Source organism: Candidatus Vicinibacter affinis (assembly GCA_016714365.1).
Taxonomy (GTDB): Bacteria; Bacteroidota; Bacteroidia; order Chitinophagales; family Saprospiraceae; genus Vicinibacter; species Vicinibacter affinis.
Genome location: JADJNH010000005.1, coordinates 1,117,263 through 1,140,479, shown reverse-complemented (window position 1 = coordinate 1,140,479; position 23,217 = coordinate 1,117,263). Strand labels below are relative to the sequence as shown.

At 39.7% G+C, this 23,217-nt stretch carries 18 protein-coding genes; 6 read left to right on the top strand and 12 right to left on the bottom strand.

Features of this window, described 5'->3' with window-relative positions:
- Window positions 1-209: 209 nt before the first annotated feature.
- The 3 genes from IPJ53_04650 to IPJ53_04640 are packed head-to-tail and all read right to left on the bottom strand — an operon-like array spanning window position 210 to window position 1,532.
- Window positions 210-467, bottom strand: a complete 258-nt coding sequence (locus IPJ53_04650; GenBank protein MBK7798381.1) for a hypothetical protein — start codon at window positions 465-467, stop codon at window positions 210-212.
- Complete coding sequence (locus IPJ53_04645; GenBank protein ID MBK7798380.1) at window positions 428-1,336, bottom strand: IS110 family transposase; 909 nt, start codon at window positions 1,334-1,336, stop codon at window positions 428-430. The genes IPJ53_04650 and IPJ53_04645 overlap by 40 nt, the downstream gene beginning before the upstream one ends.
- Window positions 1,275-1,532, bottom strand: a complete 258-nt coding sequence (locus tag IPJ53_04640; protein MBK7798379.1) for a hypothetical protein — start codon at window positions 1,530-1,532, stop codon at window positions 1,275-1,277. The genes IPJ53_04645 and IPJ53_04640 overlap by 62 nt, the downstream gene beginning before the upstream one ends.
- 625 nt (window positions 1,533-2,157) lie before the next feature.
- Between IPJ53_04640 and dnaE the strand changes: the two genes are divergently transcribed.
- A complete protein-coding gene (dnaE, locus tag IPJ53_04635) occupies window positions 2,158-5,715 on the top strand; it encodes a DNA polymerase III subunit alpha (GenBank protein MBK7798378.1) in 3,558 nt (1,185 codons plus the stop codon).
- 371 nt (window positions 5,716-6,086) lie between these two features.
- Window positions 6,087-6,236: a hypothetical protein gene (locus IPJ53_04630; protein ID MBK7798377.1), complete on the top strand. Its 150-nt coding sequence runs from the start codon at window positions 6,087-6,089 to the stop codon at window positions 6,234-6,236.
- Window positions 6,237-6,316: 80 nt separating this feature from the next.
- Here the strand turns inward: IPJ53_04630 and IPJ53_04625 are convergent, their stop codons facing one another.
- The 7 genes from IPJ53_04625 to IPJ53_04595 all read right to left on the bottom strand — a co-directional run bounded on the left by IPJ53_04625 (window position 6,317) and on the right by IPJ53_04595 (window position 16,382).
- Window positions 6,317-6,952, bottom strand: coding sequence for a hypothetical protein (locus IPJ53_04625; GenBank protein ID MBK7798376.1), 636 nt, complete (start codon window positions 6,950-6,952; stop codon window positions 6,317-6,319).
- Entirely contained in the window at window positions 6,943-8,925 is a 1,983-nt protein-coding gene (locus IPJ53_04620; protein ID MBK7798375.1) for a hypothetical protein, read from the bottom strand. The genes IPJ53_04625 and IPJ53_04620 overlap by 10 nt, the downstream gene beginning before the upstream one ends.
- A gap of 441 nt (window positions 8,926-9,366) precedes the next feature.
- Window positions 9,367-9,756, bottom strand: coding sequence for a hypothetical protein (locus IPJ53_04615; GenBank protein ID MBK7798374.1), 390 nt, complete (start codon window positions 9,754-9,756; stop codon window positions 9,367-9,369).
- Between the two features lie 250 nt (window positions 9,757-10,006).
- Window positions 10,007-11,593 (bottom strand): DUF1501 domain-containing protein, encoded by a 1,587-nt coding sequence (locus IPJ53_04610; protein ID MBK7798373.1) that lies wholly within the window; start codon window positions 11,591-11,593, stop codon window positions 10,007-10,009.
- A gap of 23 nt (window positions 11,594-11,616) precedes the next feature.
- The gene (locus tag IPJ53_04605) at window positions 11,617-13,293 is read right to left on the bottom strand and encodes a DUF1800 domain-containing protein (GenBank protein MBK7798372.1); all 1,677 of its coding nucleotides are present in this window, start codon (window positions 13,291-13,293) and stop codon (window positions 11,617-11,619) included.
- A gap of 172 nt (window positions 13,294-13,465) precedes the next feature.
- Window positions 13,466-13,993 (bottom strand): hypothetical protein, encoded by a 528-nt coding sequence (locus IPJ53_04600; GenBank protein ID MBK7798371.1) that lies wholly within the window; start codon window positions 13,991-13,993, stop codon window positions 13,466-13,468.
- An 835-nt stretch (window positions 13,994-14,828) separates the two neighbouring features.
- Window positions 14,829-16,382, bottom strand: a complete 1,554-nt coding sequence (locus IPJ53_04595; GenBank protein MBK7798370.1) for a choice-of-anchor B family protein — start codon at window positions 16,380-16,382, stop codon at window positions 14,829-14,831.
- 112 nt (window positions 16,383-16,494) lie between these two features.
- Here IPJ53_04595 and IPJ53_04590 point away from each other — a divergent pair, with 112 nt between their 5' ends.
- Both IPJ53_04590 and IPJ53_04585 read left to right on the top strand, forming a co-directional pair.
- Window positions 16,495-17,109: a DNA-3-methyladenine glycosylase 2 family protein gene (locus tag IPJ53_04590; GenBank protein ID MBK7798369.1), complete on the top strand. Its 615-nt coding sequence runs from the start codon at window positions 16,495-16,497 to the stop codon at window positions 17,107-17,109.
- Window positions 17,106-17,570, top strand: coding sequence for a hypothetical protein (locus IPJ53_04585; GenBank protein ID MBK7798368.1), 465 nt, complete (start codon window positions 17,106-17,108; stop codon window positions 17,568-17,570). The genes IPJ53_04590 and IPJ53_04585 overlap by 4 nt, the downstream gene beginning before the upstream one ends.
- Window positions 17,571-17,632: 62 nt before the next feature.
- On the opposite strand, the gene IPJ53_04580 is transcribed toward IPJ53_04585, so the two are convergent.
- Window positions 17,633-18,703, bottom strand: coding sequence for a DUF3089 domain-containing protein (locus tag IPJ53_04580; GenBank protein MBK7798367.1), 1,071 nt, complete (start codon window positions 18,701-18,703; stop codon window positions 17,633-17,635).
- A 121-nt stretch (window positions 18,704-18,824) separates the two neighbouring features.
- Between IPJ53_04580 and rlmN the strand changes: the two genes are divergently transcribed.
- Both rlmN and IPJ53_04570 read left to right on the top strand, forming a co-directional pair.
- The gene (gene rlmN, locus IPJ53_04575) at window positions 18,825-19,877 is read left to right on the top strand and encodes a 23S rRNA (adenine(2503)-C(2))-methyltransferase RlmN (GenBank protein ID MBK7798366.1); all 1,053 of its coding nucleotides are present in this window, start codon (window positions 18,825-18,827) and stop codon (window positions 19,875-19,877) included.
- A 51-nt stretch (window positions 19,878-19,928) separates the two neighbouring features.
- The gene (locus IPJ53_04570; protein ID MBK7798365.1) at window positions 19,929-21,227 is read left to right on the top strand and encodes a DUF5103 domain-containing protein; all 1,299 of its coding nucleotides are present in this window, start codon (window positions 19,929-19,931) and stop codon (window positions 21,225-21,227) included.
- A 568-nt stretch (window positions 21,228-21,795) separates the two neighbouring features.
- On the opposite strand, the gene IPJ53_04565 is transcribed toward IPJ53_04570, so the two are convergent.
- The gene (locus IPJ53_04565) at window positions 21,796-23,121 is read right to left on the bottom strand and encodes a serine hydrolase (protein MBK7798364.1); all 1,326 of its coding nucleotides are present in this window, start codon (window positions 23,119-23,121) and stop codon (window positions 21,796-21,798) included.
- Window positions 23,122-23,217 lie beyond the last annotated feature (96 nt).

The following is a 23,217-nucleotide window of genomic DNA, read 5'->3' as shown; positions in this document are numbered from 1 at the left end:
GAATAGAGTTTTCTGTTGAGGTATATTTTTTTTGGAAGGGCTGACCGAATATTTTTTCCTACATTCACTAAAAGAAAATGACTTGCTTGTACAAGTCACTTTCTTAAACAATTTACAATAAAGGACTACAACAAATTGTTGCCTATTGGATTTTAAAGTTGTCCTAAATTCAATCCTATCATTAATGTTCTTTTTTGTCTCTTAAGTAACTACATTTCAACTATCTGTAAACCAAGGTTTTTAGCTTGTCGTTTTAACTTCTTAATTTGATTTTCTTTAAACCCATCCATATATTTTTCGATTGGTATTGGGTTAAATTTAACCCTTTCTTTTACCATTTTATAAAAAATAGCCGCAATTTTTCTTGCAGTCGCAACAATTGCTTTTGGCGCCCCATTTTTTGCTTTTATACGATTATAAAACATCGCTAACCAATTTTTGCTACGCTGTATGGCAAACGCCGCCATTCTAAATATTTGACCTGCGTGGTTTTTCTTTTTGGAATCCGGCTACTTAATACTTTCCCTCCTGATATTTTATTATTCGGGGCTAAGTTTAACCATGATGTAAAGTGTTTTACCGTTGGCCATTTACTCATATCTAATCCGACTTCGCTTATAATTTCTATAGCATTTGTTTCCGTAATCCCAAAAATTTCTGCTAAATCCGTCCCCGTTAGTTCGTACAACATTTCCTTTCCGTTAAAATTCAAATTATTTTTATTACTCTTTTCTTTTTTTTGGGGCTCCACAAATGTATCTACTCCGGATTTTTCACGAAGATGCTCTTCTATTTTAGCATCGCATTCCTTTAGCTTAGCATGATAGAATTGATATATTGAATAACTTTGCTCTAGTTCAAAAACGTGTTCTTCTTTCCAAACCCCCGTTAAGGATTTTATAATACCCTCTTTTTTATGAGCTCTAATTCTACTATCGCAACAAGATGCTAATATCTCTGCGTTTCGTTCACCAGCTATGATGGATTTTATGATCTCTTGTCCAGATTTACCTGTAATATCCGCAATAACATGTTGTATTTTAATATTCATTTGTTCTAAAGCTTTATGCATCATGCGAATATGTGTAGCTGACATTTCAATTAAATTTTTTCGATGACGCATATATGCTCTTAATTTACGAGTAAACTTATCGGGTTGAAAACTTGCAGATAATAATCCGCAACTGTGTAATTGACGTATCCAATCAGCATCGCTAACATCTGTTTTCTTTCCTCTTACATTTTTTACATGTTTAGCTGTAACTAATACAACATCAAAACCCGCATCTTCTAATACTAAAAATAAACTTACCCAGTAAATACCGGTAGCCTCCATAGCAACTGTATCTACTTTGCATTCTTTTAAAAAACACAACTAGGGCGTGTAAGTCTTCAGTAAAGGCGCCAAAGGCTCTTATTGGTTTTTCAGTGGATTCAGGATTAACTGCTACATAATGTTCTTTGCTTGATATATCTATACCTGCCGCGTTAGGATAAATAATCGGAAATGCTTTTGTTTTTTTTTCTTTCATTTTCTTAAAATTTTAAAGTGAATAAAACGAAAGCAGTGTTAAGGTTCTGAGTAATTATCGTATAAGCTCTTAAACGGGGTTTCGCCAAAGGCGAACCACCAAAATGGATTGTCATTCAAAGAACACTACCAAACTTGATAAGGGGCTGCGAGCACCATAACAAAAAACGGTTTTTGTAAACACTGCTTTACATCTCGCAAGTTACTTTAAAGGATTGAGAGCGGAGCCGCTGTTATAAACTTGATACAAAAAAGAACCAAAAAAATCAAGGCTGTTTTCATTTTTTAACGCTAAAACTGATCTAAAAAGCTAAACAAAATAAACTCGCTTTAAACAGTCATAATAGCTCCTGGCCTTACTGTCACAAATATTTTAGCTTAGCAGCAAGCGAGCTCAAACAGTATTTTGTTCTAAACGCTTTTTAAATCAGTTTTAGCTAAAATGAAAAAGGCCGGGCTGAAATTCTCATTCGATAACTATATGAGGCATTGGAATCTAACTAATACAGCTAAATAAGAGGTTAGTTTCTACTTAATCCCCTTAAATATACCTGACCAGATATTAAATAAATCCAAATATCTTAAAACTGCCGTAAATTTGCAGCCCACCAAGACTCCACCGCACCATGCCTGAATTTTGTCATCTGCACTGCCATACCCAGTTTTCATTGCTTGACGGTGCTACGGACATCAAGTCCATGATGGCTAAGGCAAAAGCCGATAAAATGAAAGCCGTTGCCCTTACAGACCACGGCAATATGTTCGGATGTTACTCCTTCGTGAAGGAGGCTCGTGCAAATGGATTGAAACCCATACTGGGTTGCGAATTTTACATGGTCGAGGACAGGCGTAAACAATCTTTTCTAAAATCCGGAGGTGAGAAAGACGAACGATTCCACCAGCTCCTGCTGGCGAAAAATGAAGAAGGATATAAAAACCTTTCCAAACTTTGTTCGCTGGGTTACATCGAAGGGTTATACGGTAAATTTCCTAGGATAGACAAAGAGCTTATCCAACTTCACCATAAGGGACTCATCGCGACCAGTTGTTGCATCGGGGCTGAAATTCCGCAAGCCATTATCAAAGGAAAAATGGAGGAGGCTGAAAGGCTCTTGCAATGGTGGCTGAATCTTCTGGGGGAGGATTTTTATATAGAGATTCAGCGACAGCATGGCAATGATGACCTTGATGGAATTGGCATCAGCCAGGAACAGGTAAATCAGCATTTATTAGCACTGGCCAAAAAATACAATGTCAAAGTCATTGCGACCAACGATGTCCATTATCTGGAAGAGAAAGACTCCATACCACATGACATCCTCTTGTGTGTGAATACCAACTCGTTCGTTGATGAAGAATCGAGATTTAAATTTTCGAGTCCGGAGTATTTTTTCAAAACGCACGATCAAATGTCTGAACGGTTTGCCGATGTCCCTTTTGCGCTTGATCATACGATGGAGATCGCTGACAAATGCTATACGCCCAATCTGGAGCGGGACATTCTGCTACCCGCTTTTCCGATTCCCGCTGAGTTTCAGGATCAGGCCGGCTATCTGAGACACCTGGTATATGAAGGTGCGAAAAAGCGCTATGGCACGATCACTGCGCAGGTAAAATCCCGATTGGACTTTGAGCTTGAAGTCATTGAGAAAATGGGGTTTGTGGGCTACTTCCTGATTGTTCAGGATTTCATTCAGGCTGCACGTAAACTTTCAGTAGGCGTAGGCCCGGGAAGAGGATCAGCTGCAGGATCCGCCGTTGCCTATTGCCTGACCATCACCGACATTGATCCAATTAAATATAATTTACTCTTCGAGCGATTTCTGAATCCGGAGCGTATCAGCATGCCCGATATAGATATAGATTTTGACGACCGCGGCAGGGATAAAGTGCTGAACTATGTCGTAGAGAAATATGGAAGAAATCAGGTAGCCCAAATCGTCACCTTCGGAACCATGGCGGCCAAATCCTCCATCCGTGATGTAGCCAGAGTCAAAAGACTGGATCTGTCATCCGCAGACCGGCTTGCCAAACTCGTTCCCGCCAAACCCGGCGTTTACTTAAAAAACCTGCTGGATCTGGAACAACAGGTTTCGGATGATTTTACACCGGACGAAAAAGTTAAAATCTCCGAACTTAGAAAAATATTTCAGTCCACAGGACTGGAAGCTGAAGTATTGAAAACTGCGAAAGAGCTGGAAGGCTCTGTCAAGAGTGTAGGCGTACATGCCTCTGCAGTGATCATTGCCCCCGAAGACATCATGAATTTTATTCCGGTCTCCACTGCAAAAGATACCGACTTGTGGGTCACCCAGGTAGAAGGGAGTGTGATTGAGTCAACCGGATTGATTAAAATGGACTTTCTTGGTCTGGCTACGCTTTCCATCATCGACGATACCCTTAAAATCATTAAAAGAAGGCTTGGGGAGGGTTTTGAGCTGGAGATAAAGGAAATTCCGCTGGACGATCCGCTCACTCTGGAACTCTTCCAATTGGGAAATACGATCGGTGTGTTCCAGTTCGAATCCGAGGGAATGCGGGGACATCTCAAGAATCTGAAGCCGGGCAATATTGAGGACATCATTGCCATGAATGCACTTTTCAGGCCGGGACCGATGGATTACATTGATGAATTCATTGCGCGGAAGTCCGGCAGACTTCAAGTGGTGTACCCCCATGAATGGATGAAAGATTTGCTCAGTCCCACTTATGGAATCATGGTCTATCAGGAACAGATCATGCAGGCTGCGCAGATCATGGCAGATTACAGTCTGGGAGAAGCAGACATTCTCAGGAGGGCGATGGGAAAGAAGAAGAAGGAAGAGATGGACAAGCAAAAATCCATATTTGTAGAAAGGACGACTGCCAAAGGAATTGAAGAAACCAAGGCGGTGGAAATCTTCGACACGATGGCCAAATTTGCTTCTTACGGATTCAACCGTTCCCACGCGGCGGCCTACTCCATCCTGGCCTTCCAGACCGCCTACCTGAAAGCCCACTATCCTGCGGAATACATGGCGGCGGTGCTTACGTCCAAAAAAAATAAAATGGATGATCTAGGCCATTATCTGCACGAATGCAACCGGATGAAAATTAAAGTACTCGGTCCTGACATCAACGAGAGTGAAATAGATTTCACCGTAAATGCCAGAGGAGAAATACGGTTTGGATTGTCGGCTTTAAAAGGAGTCGGAGAAGGACCGGTAGAAGAGCTAATCATTGAAAAAGAAAAAAACGGCCCTTTCAAAGATTTTGGTGATTTCATCAAGCGCATGGGTACGCGGTCTGCCAACAAGAAAGTCATCGAAAGTTGTGTGTACGGAGGTGCATTTGACAGTTTTGAAGGCGTGCACCGTGCACAATACTTTGCCCCCTTCGAAAAGTACAATACCTATGTGGAGTATATGATTCGTTGGGGACAGCAATATCAGAATTCACAAAACAATTCACAAGGTTCCTTATTCGGGGCATTCGATACTCAGGAGGTAATGCCCCCTTCACCTCCACAGGCAGAACCCTGGAACAGCATAGAAAAACTGGAGCATGAAGTAGAAGTTGCGGGTATTTATCTAAGTGCTCATCCACTTGATGACTTCAAGCATGAGGTTAAATATGCCACCAGTTGCACACTGGATGCTTTGCCACGATATCAGAAAGACGAAACCAATGGCATCAAACTCCGTTTGGCGGGTGTGATCAGCAATGTACAGCACAAGACCAATAAAGCCGGCGAAGGATATGCGAGTTTTACTTTACAGGACTACCATGGAAATTTTGCGTTTAATGCGAATAAAGAACTCTACCGGAACAAAAGAAATTTGCTGGAACCGGGTGTTTCGATTTTGGTAGAGGGGACCTACGGTAAAGATACCTGGCGCAACAGCGATGAGTGGTTTTTTAAAGTGGAGAACATCATGCTGCTCAGTTCTGCATTGGAATATACTGTCCAAAAGTTGTTGATGTACATCAACCTTAGATCTGTCAACAAAGACATGATCAAGCGTCTGGACCAAACATTAAAAAAACACAAAGGACATCAAATCATCCGATTCAATATTCTGGATACCGAACAAGAGTTAAGCCTGGCATTTCTGGGTATAAAGAGAAAAGTAACTGCAAGCGGAGAATTGTTTTCTGAATTGGATGAATTGGGTGTTCACTACAAAATCAATGGCAAAGGATAATTTTAAAGATGAAGTCTTATCGTCTGACAAGATTGTTTTAGTGTAAAGCATACATGGTGAATGAAAATATGAGTTCATCATAACTCATAACAATTACCTTGTTGTTATGAATTTGATTCAACCATTCAATGCGTTTGAATTTCTATTCCTGTAGCCATCCTACATTTTCTCAAATACTTACTTAGACCTACTTATTTTGCACATAGTTATTATCCATAGGAACCATGGGATGTGGCAGTTTGTAGGACGGATACGATAAAATAAAAGACTATAAACTATTGCCCGCTGTCATTCAACAAACACCCGGACTCAAAGACAGGCTAGAATCATGAATTACACTAACAGGTAAAGTTATAGCGGTCAAAACCAAAATGGGTCACCGCGGAACGCATGGTCTCATTTACATACAGGATCAATTCGGTACCACAGGAACCAATTCCTATTTGAAAGTCAATATCAAAGTTTCAGGCTTTGACAGTAATGGAGATAGTCAAGTAGATGCAGAATTATATGGAGAGTAGGAAGGAAAATTTAAGTGCGACAACATTATTTTGAATTATGCTTTCCATCACAAATAAAAATAATTAAATTTTTATCAATATTAATTATAATTAAATTTAGAATAACTTAGCTTTTTAATATTGCTTAAATAGTTAGGTATATATCCTCGTCTCTTTTTTTTAATTACTAAACCCTTATGGAACATTATAATTTCCGGAACTTCTATTGATCGAGTATAACGTTTATCGTTATTAAGTTTATCATTAAAAAAAAGTAAAATTTCTGAATCAAAATCCAATAAATTATTATTGTTAGATAACTTCTTGATATTATCACGATGTACAATCACATCATATTCTTCGCTGTGTACAAAATGAATTTTAAGCGAATCCCATTTAATTGGCTCTAAAATCAATTGAGAATATTCCCCTGAATGGTTCGAATTTTCAGCACAAGTATCATTAAATTGAAGTAAAAATGAATTATTCATCTTTGAAATTGTCAATTCAATGTTGTATGTATCACCTTCTAAATCATCACAACCTATATCCGTTGAATGAACCTTTATGGTTTTAGGATTTGAAAAATTATTTATTTTTATAAAACCTAAAGGAAAACTAGAAATAAATAAACTGTCATTCTTTTGAAAAATTAATTGGCTATGCTCATTAACATAGATGGCGGTGGTGGGTTTTTGACAACTTGTTAGTAGAAGTAAAATAAATATTATAAACATGTTTTAGTACATTTGGATAATCCGCTAGTCAAGTTTGTATTGATTTGGTTTCTTTGGGTATTTGACAAATTTGCCCAAAAACTTGCCCAAGCATCTGTATTTCGAAGCCCCTGCCATGCAAAAGCCAAATACTCACCATCTGTAAATGTATTACCATAAATATCTTTTAATCCATCCACAATTTTTTGAATCCAATGGGCAGCCAAATATTCATGGTCAGCGATACCATAATTTGGTCCATATTGATTCAAATATGATTGATAATTAGGAAAATAATCATCAATATTTTTATTATATTTGTTAGCTGCCAGATATAAATTTTCTATAAAGGCATGTAAACCTTCATGCAATAAAGTTGTGATAATCTGGATATCACATTCATTTTTAATCTCTTCCCAATCAATAATAATGTGTATATCATTACCAACAGGAACCGTTTCAGCTCTTCCATCTACTACATCTTGAACCCATAATTTTAAAGTATGCTTGGTTTTATCTTCAAAGTCATCAAATGTATTGCAATACAATGAACTTCCTGAAATTTTCAATTTTTCCCAAAGACATTTCAACCGAGGAACACTTTTAAATGAAGGACTTTCTTTAATATAATCCCCCTTAGCTAATTTCTCTTCAATATTATCCAGTGGGTCTCCAGACTGAGAGCATGCTTCATCCGTCAATTCATTAATGATTTCCGAGACTGACTTAGTAGGATCACATGCGGAACTAATATTAGATTTTAACAATTCAACTATTTTAGCATAGAGACCAGGGGAATTCATTATACAATCTTCATTATCTAACTCGAAAGCTTCAAGTACACATTCAGGATTAACTTCTTCACCGTAATTAAATAAGGCAGTAGTAAGACATTTTTTAAACAATGGGTAATTGCCTTTAAAAATTGTATTACATTCTGAAATTATACCCGATAATTCATTAGAGAAGCCTGGATTATCTCCACAATCATCTTTAAAATGGCCTAGATTTAAACCTCCACTATTTCCGCCTCCATTGGAGTTTCCATTCCCCGAATTATTCCAGCCATTTTTTAATCCGCTTGTTCCTCGGTAACCTCCTTTTCCATTTGCACTACTATTTAAAGTTTCTGGACAAACTATAAAATTTTGACAATAAATATGTTCACAAAATTCTCTTGGTTGTAATTCCCCAAAAGTAAAAGGACCACATTGAACCCAAATCTTCTCGCAAATTTGAATGATAAAACAAGGATCAGTGCGAGGTCTTAATATATTAACAGTGTCATTTGAGTCATGTATAATACTGTCAATGATTGCGCTACATTCTCCATCTGTAAACTTATAGCCTTCTAATATGTAATCATCCCAATCTGTATAGAATACTACACCATCAAAACTATTTTCTTTAGTTCTATAATTGTTATTTGAATTTATACCTCCTTCAATTACATAATTCTCGTTTGGAATTATATTGCATACGGCCAAAAAATAATAACCAGAAGAATCCTGAATAATAACTAATGATCTCTGATTTGAGCTAAATGTAGTATCTGAAGTATTATCCTGATCTTCATAATAATATGCACTTTGAATGTTTTGTAGAATTGGCACTTCTATTACTGTTTGCTTTTTATTATTATCAAAATAAATAACAGCATTTGACCAATCCGGTGTCTTGTTATAACTATCATATATTAAAGTATCAGTTCTTTGCATTAACAAAGTACTGGAAGAAAATTCTTTAGAATTGTTTTTCCATTCTGAAAATAAGTGTTTTGCGTGAGCTAATTCCCTATTACTTGGTTGAGAAAAAGTATTAATTTCTTTATAACATTGTGTAAAAAAAAATAAAGTTAAAATAATAAATACTAGTTTCCCTCTAATAAACTTGTTGAATGATTTCAAAAATATAATATTTATGTAATTTGGAATTAAAAAAAGATTTGTAAATATAACAAATGTGCCAAATATTTGAAGGTTTATTTTTGACAAAAACAGAATTTAATTAAAACATAGTAAAATAAGGATCATACTTATTATTTATAATAAGGGGAAATATATTTTCGAGGTCGGGAGTGGCCTTTTTATCGTATCCGTCCAACTATCTGCCTTTTCCTGTAGAGACTTCCAATCATGAGGCAATAACTCTGCGATTCGATTAATGGAATGGTTCTTTATGCGACTTTAAATATCTTTTAGCCATTCATGTGGATTGATACGGTTAATCTTGCTGATTCCAAATAGGGAATAAATCATTGCAGCTCTATGTGCAGATTCATGAGAACCTGCAAATTATAAATTTCCTCTGTCAAGAGCTTGTGGCCTAATACTGTTTTCTATTAAAATATAATTGCCCTTCCTAGACAAAGTTTACAACTAGTGTCTAAATAAAAATCAAAAACAACTCGAGCAATTAAAATTGCTTAAGTCTGATTAATTATGAAAGAAATGGGTTCTTATCTTAGCTACCATCTGATTCATGCTGAGATGATCGGCAGTACCTAATTCAATTTCTTTGGCTTGAAAATGCCTGTCTTCCTGTAGGAAATTCTTTAATTCTTCCTGAGCTTTTCCCGGGCCGATGATAAATACAGCATCTGCCTGAGATACTTGCTCTCCAACTTCTTTGTAGAGCTTTTTCAACTCGTTGGAATGCTTGTGATTCATCACTCCTTCGCTTTTACCGTTGGAGGGATTAAAATGAGATTCAATCTTTTTGAGGACATCGTATTCACCTTCATTTTTTAGATCCGGTGTTCCGATGATGTAGGCATGTAAATGATCTATCCAGACACCTATCACTTTTTTATCGCTGTAGCTCATAATTCTTGGTTTAAAGACCCAAAGCTAATCATTATCCTGCAAACCACCTGTGGTGAAAGTCATCCTAACCATTGATTCTCATCAACGACCATATCGATTAGATTCCACGAATAAACATGAGGCCTGCCGAACAAATCCTTCAAGTAAGCCGCATTTTACCAATGAGCCTCCATTATTTCCATTGAGCAAAATGCTAAAAAAGTCAATTCGCGCAGGTTCCCTTTCTCCAGCTTTCTTGAAATCTTCCTTATTAGCGAACTTTATGAATGGCTTTTACCTGTTGCAGTTTACCATTCTGTATTCTGGCATAATAGATTCCTGCAGGAGCCTGCCCAAGGTCACAAGGTAAATCGTACTTACCCGGAGCCAAATCCCCATCATACAGCGTCTGCATCAACACACCCTGATTGTTAAAAATCTGAACCAGGGTGTGATCTCCCTTGGTTTCAAACTTGACGGTAGTAGATTCCGTGAAAGGGTTTGGATACGCATAGAGAAGATTCTCTCCTGCTTTATTGTTTTCATCATGCACACTGGTCGGAATGCAGCCAGAAGGATCAAACAGCGGTAAGGCCTGGAAATTCTTCAGCAACACACTTTGCAAATCTTCCTGTGGCACACAGAACCAGTCTTTCAGGATGGAGGCGTATATCGATCTGAAATCATACTGCATTGGAATATTAGAGTTGGCCGTAGCATTGGGATCAATGGTTGGATTTTTACCGATGACGCCCGGCACGACCTTCTTACCAAACAGGAACATCGGCTGCCCTGCCCCATGATCAGTACCTACCGATCCATTGGAAATGATTCTCCTGCCAAATTCAGAAAAGGTCATTCCGGCAATCCTGTCTTCCAATCCAAGCAGTTTGGCATCGTCCATAAACGCATGGATGGAATCTGCCACCCCTTTGAGGAGGTTGGCGTGATTTCCGGTTTTTCGGTCACTTCCTACTACCTGATTGGAGTGTGTATCAAAACCTCCTGTACTCACCCAATAAATCCTGGTTTTCAATCCGCCAGAAATAAGCTTGGCAACAATTTTTAAGGCATTGGCCAATGACGCTCCTGGCGCACTGCCCGTCGGGTACAAAGTGGAAAGATTTTTTCCTTTGGTGGCTCCAGCTGCAACCGCATCCCCAAACTTATCTGTCTGACGTTGAACTTCACGCAAGTAAAGCAATTCTTTGCCTTTATAATCGGAAGTGGCGGGATCCTTATAAATCGATCCGGTAAGGTTTAACGGGTCGTTGGTATTGTTGATCGAGATGGCCATGTTGACACCAATATTCTGCAATCCAAGGGGTACGTTCCCCCCTATTCGTATGGCCAATGGATCCGGCATGGTCGTATTCGGAAATCCCACCGGGTAATTTGGAAACTCATAATTGAGATATCTGCCTGCCCAACCACTGTTCAAAAATTCCTTTGAATCGGAGGCCGTCATCCAAATATCTGTTGCCCTGAAGTGGGAGAAATTGAAGGAAGGATAACCTACAGACTGTATCACCGATAATTTTTGCTCGTCGTATAATTCTTTAAATTTATTCATCGCGGGATGAATACCTGTGGCACCGTTGGTTCCACCTAAAACCAGAATATCTGATTCCGGCATCAATAAATTGGCTCTGTGTTTTGCCAAAGTTGCATATTGATCCAATGGGAAAACGGTATTCAATCCATCATTACCTCCGTTGAGCTGAACAATTACGAGTACTCGGTCTGTTTCGTAAAGCGCAGCCGTAAGTGCCGACAACAGAGGGCTGTTGGCATATGCTGTAACGGACATTCCACCAATTGCGACCGGTACAGATTGTATAAATTGTCTTCTTTTCATTTTAATTTTTTTGAGGAGGTGAGTTAACAAAGATGAAATTCAGCAGCAGATTCCATGTCCAGAAATAAATTCTTCAACATAGTCGGAACTCGCTTGGCTTCAGGATCCGTGGTTGCCGGATTGTTAATATACTCCAGCCAGGCTTCGGTCCAATAATAATCCGAGCTTTGATTCTCCAAAAGAAAACTTGTCTTGAGCTGATCTTTGATTGCCTGGGATACAGGTACCCCAAATAATAATTCGCATGCTTCTGCAACCAGCACATTGGGATTTTCCGGTACGGAAAACTGCTTGGCAAAAGCAACAAAATCTACTGTAACTTTTACATTTTTACTAACGTCCTGATAGTAAAAAGTACCGGAGTTCAAACCGTTTTTACTAATGTTTTCGTAAAAGTTTTTTCGCTCCGGATAGGTGGCTGTGTCGACCCACATTTCATGAAATTGCGGCACCTGATAGTAAGCAGGCCAACCGGCAACGTTGGGTGGATCCATGATATCCTGGCCCATGTTGCGTGCATAGTTTTTGAATACAGACCAATAATAATATTGTGCCTCAAATTTGGAAGCATCCGGTATTTGATAACCAAATACTTTGGTCTTGGCGATGACAAACTGCATTCCGCTTTTGATCATGGCACCTCTTAATTCAGGTTTGAAAAAATAATCTGCGGTAAAGAATGCTTTCAACAATACTTTGAGGTCGTAGTTGCTGTTTCTAAAAACTTCTGCCAGTGGTTCGATCAGATTAACTTCTACATCCGGTGTTATTTCGTAATAACAGAAATAGGTATACAATTTGCGGCATATAAACTTGGACGTCTCGTCCACTGCAAGAATCATGTCTATCAATTCCCTGATCTCTGCTTCCATAGTAGCCCGGGTAGGGGTGGCCACCCCTTTAATGACTTTATTACCATAGAAAGCTGAAAAAACCTTATCCTTCTTGTCGTGGTTGTTTAAATTTTCTTTAGTGTATGGTGTTACTGGAACAGCGGGGGTTCCTTCCTGGGTGATCAGACTCCATCCGGTAAGTACTTTGGCTGCTGCCTTTACATCATCTTCTGTATATCCTGATCCGGGACCCTTCCCCACACAAAATAACTCCTGAAGTTCCCGTGCATAATTTTCGTCCGGAGCTGTAGCCTTATTCAAATATCCATTCAGGTATTTCAGCATTCCCGGGTCCAGAGTGATCTTGAATAAAAAATCTCTGAAATTGCCGGTAGCATTTTCCCTGAAAAGTTTATTTGTGCGATAGGACATTTGTGCATTCCCTACTTCGTTGGCCTCGGTGGAAAAATGATTGTGCCAAAAAAGGACCATTTGTTCGCGAAGGTTGCGCTCCTGCCCCAGCATGAGTCCCATCCACCAGGCTTTCAGGCTTTCTCTGCGTGAGCCATCCGGATTGGTGGTTTGGTTTCGGATAGGAGTGTCCACCCAGGTCTGGCCTAGCTGAACTTCTGTATCGAGGGCAGTGGGATCCGGCAAGTTATTTACTCTGGCAGAATAATTCTTCACCGGTGGTGCAACAGTAGTTCCGAAAGTCAGCAACTCATCTACCACCTGATTCAGTGATTTTCCTTTAAAATGATTCAAATCTGCATTAGACACGCCCAATTGGGTACGTCTCAGCAGGTGCAGCAACTCCGGTTTGTTGAACGGCCCGGAATAAGGCAACAAAGGACTGTTGATTGGCATAAAGCTTACTTTTTGTTAAGGGATACAAGGTAGGTAAAATTACAAATTTGCATATGGCAATTTTATGATAAAACGGCTCATCTTCTTTACGAAGACCGCTGTGCAGCATAATTTGTTGCCCGGCAAAGACTTTTTGCCAAATTATTCTTTGCGTGTTAAACGCCTGATATTGTTATTGCTTAGGCAAAAACGGAAACACGTTTCGGTAAGCAGTGAGGGCAGTTGTTTTAGCTCCCTCAGACCTTTTGATCCAATTCTCTGTCACTTCAGTAGCCTCGATGAGGAAAGCTTGCAATTGTTCGATTTCCTTGGCGGCATCGCCCTCATACTTTCCGGCTTTAAGACCCTCGGTAAGCAGCTTAAGCCTTTGAGTATGCTCTTCCCATTTTTGAAGGAACGGCCCTTTGTCTTCGATCATTTTAGATAATCCATCCAATTGGGCCTGATAAGCCTGTCTCATCTCTTCAATGTAATCCAACTCTGCCTTCTTGAGTTTTGTGTTACCGGCAGCCTGCGTGAAATTATCCTTCAGGAAGTTAACCGTCTCGTGTGAAGCTGCCACCGAGCTGTCACCTTCGTGAACTTTTACGGCCATGGCCTGCCATTCTGAACTGAGGGCTTCAATGGCCTCACGGTGTTTGGACAGTGGATTACAGGCGATAAGTAGCGCAATGGTAAGCAAACTAAAAACGTATTTCATCTTTGAAATTTTTGCAAAAATAAGGAAAAAAGAATGAGAGAATGAGAGAATGAGAGAATGGGAGAATGAGGGAATTAGAGAATTAGAGATAACTGAACGATCTCTGCTTCAGCAGAGTATCGTGCGACAGCACGATAAGTGAAGGCACCGCGAAAGCGGCTAGTAAGAGAATTTGAGAATTAGAGAATGGGAGAATGGGAGAATGAGGGAATTTGAGAATTAGAGAATGGGAGAATGAGGGAATTTGAGAATTAGAGATAACTGAACGATCTCTGCTTCAGCAGAGTATCGTGCGACAGCACGATAAGTGAAGGCACCGCGAAAGCGGCTAGTAAGAGAATTTGAGAATTAGAGAATGGGAGAATGAGGGAATTAGAGAAATAGAGATAACTGAACGATCTCTGCTTCAGCAGAGTATCGTGCGACAGCACGATAAGTGAAGGCACCGCGAAAGCGGCTAGTAAGAGAATTTGAGAATTAGAGAATGAGGGAATTAGAGAATTAGAGAATGAGAGAATGAGGGAATTAGAGAATTAGAAAATTTGAAAATGTGTTAATAATGAAGATTACAAATAGTCCCTGCTAAACTTCTCGTAAATTTCAAGCTAAGAAGCTCGAAATAACAAGGGTTGTCAAACTAACGTAAATATGATCCAGTACTATTTAAGCGTAACGTAAATTTCAAGCTGGGAAGCTCGAAATAACAAGGGTTGTCAAACACAACGTAAATATGATCCAGTGCTATTTAAGCATAACGTAAATTTCAAGCTGGGAAGCTAAAAAAATTAGAGAATGTGAAAATTTGAAAATTAGAAAATTATAGTATTTGAAAATTTTATTTGTAAAAACCTTTGGTGAAAACGCTTTCGCCGTTGGTCTTTTTTATTTCCAATAAAAGCATAGTACCCGGTATCGCATGTTTTATTTTTACCGGAAAAGAGGGTTGAATGACTGATTCCAATAATCTGCCATCGAGGTTATAAATTTTCAACTCTTCAATTTCTGCTGCATGCATTTGTTGCGCATAGATTTCGTCACCAATCAAATAAATTAAACCTTGTGTTTCTTCTTTAAACCAAAGGGCGCTAACCGGATCTGAAAATTTTTCATTACCATTTTCTGTCCAGTATATACGGTAATAATTCTGACCTTCGATGGGGGTATGATCCATCCAACTTGCAGACATTTCATGATCACCTAATCCGTACATTCCTTCCCATGTTATCCCATCCGTACTTTTCTGCAACTCAATACCTGAAGTTGTGCTGGATTGGTCAGCCAAAATATCCCAATGCAACATGATGCCATCTTGCTCAGCATTTGCTTCCAGTTTGACATCATTCAAAGCAAGTAAAATATCCACATTGATTACAAAAAAACCATTTGCTATATCGGTGGCAATTACTCTTCCGGAAGGTAAATAGGGATATACACCCCAACATCCCTGATATCCCGAGTAATCTGTATTGTTTGGTTCTGTATCAAAATAAGCAACCTTGTATGGATTCTTAGGGTCAGCCATGTTGAATATCTGAACGCCATCATGGTAGTAGGCCAAATAAATATAATCGTCTTTGATAAATGGGTTGTGCACGATACTGGCAGTGTCCCCAGGTGCTAAAAGTGCTGAACGAAAGATGCTGGCCAACTTAGGTTTGCTGATGTCGTTAAGCTCGTAAATTTTTAAGCCCATGTTATGAGTCTCATCTGCGAATACCAGATTTTTTCCATCGCGGGTCACCCAGCTGCTGTGGTTGTATCCCTTTTGTGGATAATTGGTGATGGATGAAATTTCAGTAAAATTACCATTCGGGTGAATGGCATAAATTCCCAATCCATAATATCCGTGAGAAGCAAAAGCGGTATCATTTCGTACATGCACATCGTGCACGTATCCACCCGGCAAACTGATTTTTTTAATCAGCTGAGGGTGACTTGGATCCGGATTGAGGTCATACATGATCAGACTGATCCCCACATTATTCAGGCTGGCACCCGCAATGTACAAATGCCCGGTGGTGGTATCTACATACAGGTTGTGCGCCCGATGAAAAGTACTGTCATCCCTTCCCATAAATGCAATGGAGTCAGGTGCATCTTCCAGATCAAAAACAAGCAACCCCTCTGTTCCTTCATCTGCGGTGGTGTAGGCATAATTTCGGTAGGTTTTGATATCCCTCCAAATGGAGGAAGCCCCTCCCTTGAAACTAAATATTTTTCGTAAACTTCCGCTGCAGGAACCCGCAATTTCAAAAAAGAAAATACTGTCTACTGTACCTATAATGCCCACTTCCTCCCCTGAGGGACACACATAACCCCATACATCATTGTAGGCCACCGGCCCGCGAAATGGCAGGTTGGGATCGTCATAACGAAAGCATTGTGACATGTTCCAATTTTGACTATATCCTCCAAGACTGAACATGAAACACAAGAAGACAGTGGCAAAAGTTTTCATTATATTTAGCTTATAATTCAGCAAATATATGAAAAATTCTAATATAAAAATTCTTGATATCTTGTCAAAAGACAAAAGGATGCAAAAAATCATTCTGCTGACTCCAGAGGAAAGAATTTTTAACCAAAATCCTGATGGGCAGGTCATGAAGGACTTAGTTAGCTCTATTATCAGCCAACAATTGTCCACCAAAGTAGCACGTGTAATCTTGAAACGTTTTTTGGAATTATTCGGAGGTGAATTTCCTGCTACCACAGATCTGCTTAAAACTGATCATGAGACTTTAAGAAGTTGTGGACTGTCCAACCAAAAAGCTCAGTACATCCGAAATATTGCAGAGCATTTTAATACCAACCAGCTGAAAGATGAAATGTTCCACGACCTGTCAGATGAAGAAATCATTGAATCTTTAACAGCCATCAAAGGTGTGGGCCGGTGGACTGTGGAAATGGTGTTGATCTTTTGCCTGGGGCGGGAAGATGTCTTTGCCTTAGATGATTATGGAATCCAGACAGCGCTTGTGGAGATTTATCGTCTCAAAGAAGAAAAAAAGGCCTTAAAATTAAAAATGGAGCAGATTTCTCATCGGTGGAAACCTTACCGTTCGACAGCTTGTCTATATCTTTGGGCTTATAAAGACTTGAAATTAAAAATATGATCACCACACAAACCATCGACCAAACCATTGCCAGGTTTGAGTCACAGAGCAAAGATGTTGACGATGCATTTGAAGCCCTGGAAAACGACCATCAGGAATTGCTTGACGTGTTGGCAGGATCCAATGCAGAATCCCTGACGGATGATGAGATGGATTATCTCCTATTTTTGTTTGCAGTGATCTATGACAGTTACAGGAAGTCAGGACCATTGCCCAATCCGGACCTTGAACAAATTGAAAAAACAGAAGATTCCGTATGGGAAATCATCAATGACAAAAAGGATCTGGCTTCTGTGCTGGACCACTATTACGAGCACAGTGCACAACACGACCTGATTGAATTTATAGAATTATCTGTTGGCCCTGATGAAGAAAACGAATTTGAGCTCAGCGATTCTGGCAGGACCATTCTGCTTGCTGCCCTACTGGCAGAAGTTGAATTGCTTGGTGCGGCTGCGTAGATTCAAACTGTATTTTCGGGTGGAATTTTTTGATCTCTCATGAAAGATTATTCATCTTTCTTTTATTTCCAATAAGCCTTAATGCGGTCCCGTGCATTTTCCCGTATATTGAGGTAATACAAATTAAAATCTCCCTTGTGGTAGTTTTTGGTCTGATAAAGTATTGCACCTCTAAATTTTGGTTTGCTGGCCCATAAAATATTCCGGTGTATCTGCGCACTCACGCCAGGCAGGGAAGGTTCCTTGCTGATATCGATGACCATACCTTTGTTTTTATCCTCTGAAATTCTCAACTGTTCAGTGGTCCAGCTCAGTGGATTGGTGATGAAAACTTCCCGCTCTTTATCGAGCCATTTGGGCTTTGTTCCTTCCTTGAAAGTCCGCCAACTGCAAATACAGGAAGTCTCAAAGGGCGTTTTACAATCCTTCAGTATTTTAAATTCATCTTTATAGACGGGCCAGCCCGGAATGTAGGCGGCGACCAGTTTATTTTTCATTTGTGGATTGTCGAACACCTCTTTCAGCAAGCGAACGGCGAGTTCAGATCCCTGACTGTGACCTACAATGATGATGGGCCTGTTGTTGTTAAAATTGTCCCAGTAGTAAAGGAAGGCATTGTAGACATCTTCATAAGCAATAGCCAAAGCCTGATCAGCAGATTTCTTATCCTTGGTAAAGAAAGCGTGAAAATGTGCCTGTCGGTATCTGGGTGCATACACCCGTGCCGCCTGATTGAAGATGGTCGCCTGATAAAGGACTCCGGATTTATCGGTGGCAGCATTTAATTCATTGTTTGTAAGATCAGCATTCCAGGTATTGCCATATTTTTTTTTAAAGTAAGAAGTGGGATGCAGATAAAACACATCTACATCCTGAGGCAGTAATCCATCCCCCACCCCCGGTGGCACGGTATCAGCTGCATCTTTGCGCGTCGGCAGCGCCGCCCAGTAATAGGAATCCTGATATCTGGGAGCCTGTCCGGTTTTAGCAGGATTGAATGGGCCTTTTGGTTTTGGAACCGCACAAGACGACAGGATGATCAGGGCGAAGAGGATGAAATTTTTATTCATATCACTGCGGAGGATAATTAAAAGATCTACGATTATAGAAAATTCAACGACAAAACTAACCAATTTTAGATGAAGCCCTGACAGAAGGCATTTGGCACGAGATTTACAGTCTCTTATTTTCTATTCACAGAGCCTTTGCAAGCTTGTCGGGATAAAAGCTTAATTTTGCAATCTTTTCGATAATATAAGTACATTGAGTAACAAGAAAGATATTCTCCAGTTGACTGATGAGCAACTTGCTGCAAGCTTGCTAGAACTGGGCTTTGAGAAATACCGGACCAAACAGGTAAAGGAGTGGTTGTGGAAACATGCCGTTCGTTCATTTGATGACATGAGCAATCTCAGCATTGAACAACGCAGGTTGCTGAATGAGCATTTTGAGATAAAAGCCATAAAGCTTGACAAAATGCAGAAGAGTCGGGATGGAACCCTCAAATTCCGTTTTGTCCTGCATGATGGTTTAAAGATTGAATCTGTGTTGATTCCGGTTCTGGAGAAAAATCGCTACACAGTGTGCATTTCTTCACAGGCCGGGTGCAGCCTCACCTGCAGTTTTTGCGCTACCGGCAGGATGGGTCTGCTGCGTCAGTTGACCGTTGCAGAAATTTTTGATCAATATGCGGAAGTCAACAAGAAATGCCTGGAGGTCTATGAAAAGCCTGTCTCCAATGTGGTGTATATGGGAATGGGCGAACCACTGTTGAACTATAAAAATGTAATTCAATCCATTCGCAGATTGAATGATCAGGTGGGGCCGGACATGTCATATCGCAAGATTACAGTTTCCACCGCAGGAATTGCCAAGATGATTAAAAAATTGGCAGATGAGGAATTGAAAGTCAATCTTGCCCTCTCTCTTCATGCTGCCAACGATGAAAAACGTCAGGACATGATGCCCATCAATGAGCACAACAATCTGCACGCATTGATGGGTGCCTTGAAATATTTTTACGATAAGATCGGTACCAAGATCAGTTTTGAATACATCGCCTTTGAACATTACAACGACAATGCGCTGGATGTAAAAAATCTGGTCCGTCTGTGCAGCCATTTTCCGGTCATGGTCAACATCATTGAGTACAACCCGGTCCCGGGAATAGACTATCAGAAATCTTCGGAAGACCGTCTGGAGGCATTTGCCAAAGCTGTGCATAAACATGGTGTCATGATCACCGTGCGCCGCAGCAGAGGTAAGGACATTGACGCCGCATGCGGGCAATTGGCCAATCGTGATTAACTGCTCAAATAAATAACAACATTGTCAGGGAATTTTCGTTGATTTGTGAAGATGAAGCAAAACATCCGAACACATTTTCAAAACACCTTTTTCCTTTGGGTGTTTTTTTTATTTTGGTCAAGCAATGCTAAAGCTCAACTTAATTTTAATAAGTTAGCTCCTGTGGATACGCAATACCATTCGTTGGTAAAATCAATCTCCATCAGAGAAAATAATGATCCAGTTTTATTGCCGATTCTTCATTTGAATAAATCCTATCAACTCCAGTTGCATTTTGATTTAATGGAAGGCACGCCCAGACAATTATTTTATGGGATTTGTCACTACAACAAGGATTGGACCATGTCTGATTTGCAATTGCTGGAATACCTGGATGGATTCACCGAATTGCAGATACAAAAATTCCGTGCCTCTTCGCAGACCTATACCCCCTATGTACATTATCAGCTTACCCTTCCTTCTGCTGACATGAGTTTTAGGGTCACCGGTAATTTTATGCTGGCGGTGTACGACAATTCAGGTGAAGTCTATTTTACCAGAAAATTTTATGTGACGGACAACAGTTTCAGGGCCACTCCAAGATTTATAAATCCTGTTGATCCGGAGAAGGTATTGACTCATCAATCCATCAGTCTAGTCGTAAGTGGTGGCCAAAGTATCATTTATAATCCAGGCCTGGAGGTACAGATTGAAATCCTTCAGAACGGGAATCCAATGACAAAAAAGATATTGACGGAGCCCTTGTTTTTTTCCGGAAATCAATTGAATTATACCAAACAGGATGGCATACTTTTTCCGGGTATGAAAGAATACCGGCGAAAAGATTTGCGGTCCATCCAGCACAAAACTTTGGGCATATCCTATTGGGATGAGAAAGACAATGAATTTCATTGTTATTTCAAACCGGAAGAATCCAGATTGTATAAAAATTATCACACTGATTTTGATTTTAACGGCAGGGTGATGTATGCGCTTGAAGATGATTACAATGCCTCTTCAGACTATCGCAGTGAATATGTCTGGGCACATGCAAAACTGCAAACCAATGTGCCATCTGATCATGCAGTTTATCTTTATGGTGCATTGACCGACTGGAAACTTAAGCAGGAATTCCGAATGGAATATGATGAAACGGAAAGAGCCTATTCCGGTACCTTTTACATCAAAAACGCTGTCTTCGATTACATGTATGCCACCACCGATGACGATGGAAAAATTACCACTAGCTTTTATGAAGGAGATTGGTATGAGACTGAGAACGATTATCTCATCATGGTTTATTACCGCCCTTTCGGCACCCGCTATGATCGTTTGGTTTTCGCTGGAAGATTTAATTCAAACAATCAATAAGATCAAAATTTTACAGCCTTACAGATACCATTTTCCTGGGTCAAGTCAAAAATTTTGGAATAATCCAGTTTTGCGGACCCCGGAATTCACTAAAGTTGTCCCAAATTCCATCCTTTTATCATTGTTCTTTTTTGTTTTAATACAAAAAAGAACCAAAAAAAATCAAGGCTGTTTTCATTTCTTAACGCTAAAACTGTTTTAAAAAGCTAAACAAAATAAACTCGCCTTAAGCAGCAATAATAGCTCTAGGCCTTTCTGTTATAAATTTATTAGCTTATCTGCATGCGAGCTCAAACAGTATTTTGTTCTTAACGCTTTTTAAATCAGTTTAAGCTAAAATGAAAAAGGCCGATCTGAATTTCTCATTCGATAACTATATGAGGTGTCGGAATCCATTTAATCCTGCTATTAAAGATATTTAATTTCTACTTAATCTCTATAAAATTTACCTGACTCATTTTCTTTTCATCCATCACAGGTTTAAACCAATTATACATTACAAATAGTTTGTGTCATTTTGAGCCAACACGCATCTGCTTACCATAAAATAAAATTGAATCCGATTATATTATTGGATCATCACTTTTTTTACGACAGACCGTCCATTTGTATCCAGTAACCGGATATAATATATCCCGGGGTTAATCCAATGTGCGTTGATTTGAACTTCTGATCTTACTGAGTTTTTCTGGAGAAGAATATCGCCTGCTGAGTTAATCAATTTCAAATCAAATTGCATGTCGTCCCACATCACCGTTATATGATCCGCTTGTTGATTAATTTTTACTGCATTCAAATTTTGAGTTGCAGATTCATCGGTAGCAGAAGGCAGACACATGACCTTATTTAGTTTTTGCCAGATGGTATCCGGAAGCGTAATGGGTACAGCACCTGTTCCGGGGGCATTTCCCATTCTTACCACCACCAGATTTTGGCTGGGTACCACATGAATGATCTGACCATTTTTTCCGAGTGCGGAAAACATATCTGCCGGCGCATTAGGGGTTAGAAATCCCGGAAAGACAAATTGAAGTCCGGGTGCCATGAAAGAAGCTTTTCCATTCAGCCACCACAGATAACCGTAAGATTTATTGAGATCCTGAGAACTGGTGATCATTTTCTGATAATAATCCATGTCTTTTAAAATCTGGTTGCCGTTCCAGTTGCCCTTGTTCAGCATCAATAATCCAAATCTTGCCATGACCCGTGGCTTACTGAAAAAAACATTGTTGAAGTCAATCGGTAAAAAACTTCCATAAATCCCCGTCTGAGTGCTTAGTTTGGAGAGTACAAAAGAATTCAGATTTGCTCCTGTGGCAGATTCAATGACCTTGTCCAAAAGGGTGTAAGGTGCGTTGTGGTAGGCCCATCTTTTTCCAGGCTCAGCAAGACATTTCAGACATTCCTTATCGGTACAATCCACATTGGACACCCCATCATCCAAACCTGTTGTCATGGTAAGCTGATGCTTTACTTTTATACGTGCTTCTTCCAGTGCAGTACAGTCGGTCCAACCAGGACCCAAATATTTTGAACTTGGGTCTTCGATGGAAAGTTTGCCTTCCTGTTGCGCGATACCAACTAAAAAGGAAGTCAGGGATTTACCCGCAGATGCCCAATACCAGAGACTGTCTTTAGTGAAACTACCAAAATATTTTTCAATGACTATTTTACCATCTTTCAACACAATGAATCCTTTTGAATTAGCACTTTCCAGATAATCATACAATTCGGGCAACTTGTCCTCACACCAACCTAAGGCAGCAGGACTGGTAGTTTCCCATACATTGCCTGTCAGCGGCGGAAAGTACAGACCTTGGGAATAAATGGAACAATGAAGTACGGAGATCCAGCTGATCAGCAAACAAACGGTATTTCTAAGAATTACAGACATATTGAAAATATTGAGCATAAAAGACGGCTTCTTACTTCAGGAACTTTTAAAGAAGATGTCAAAGATAGACTCCGGAAAACTGTTTGTGTTTAATCC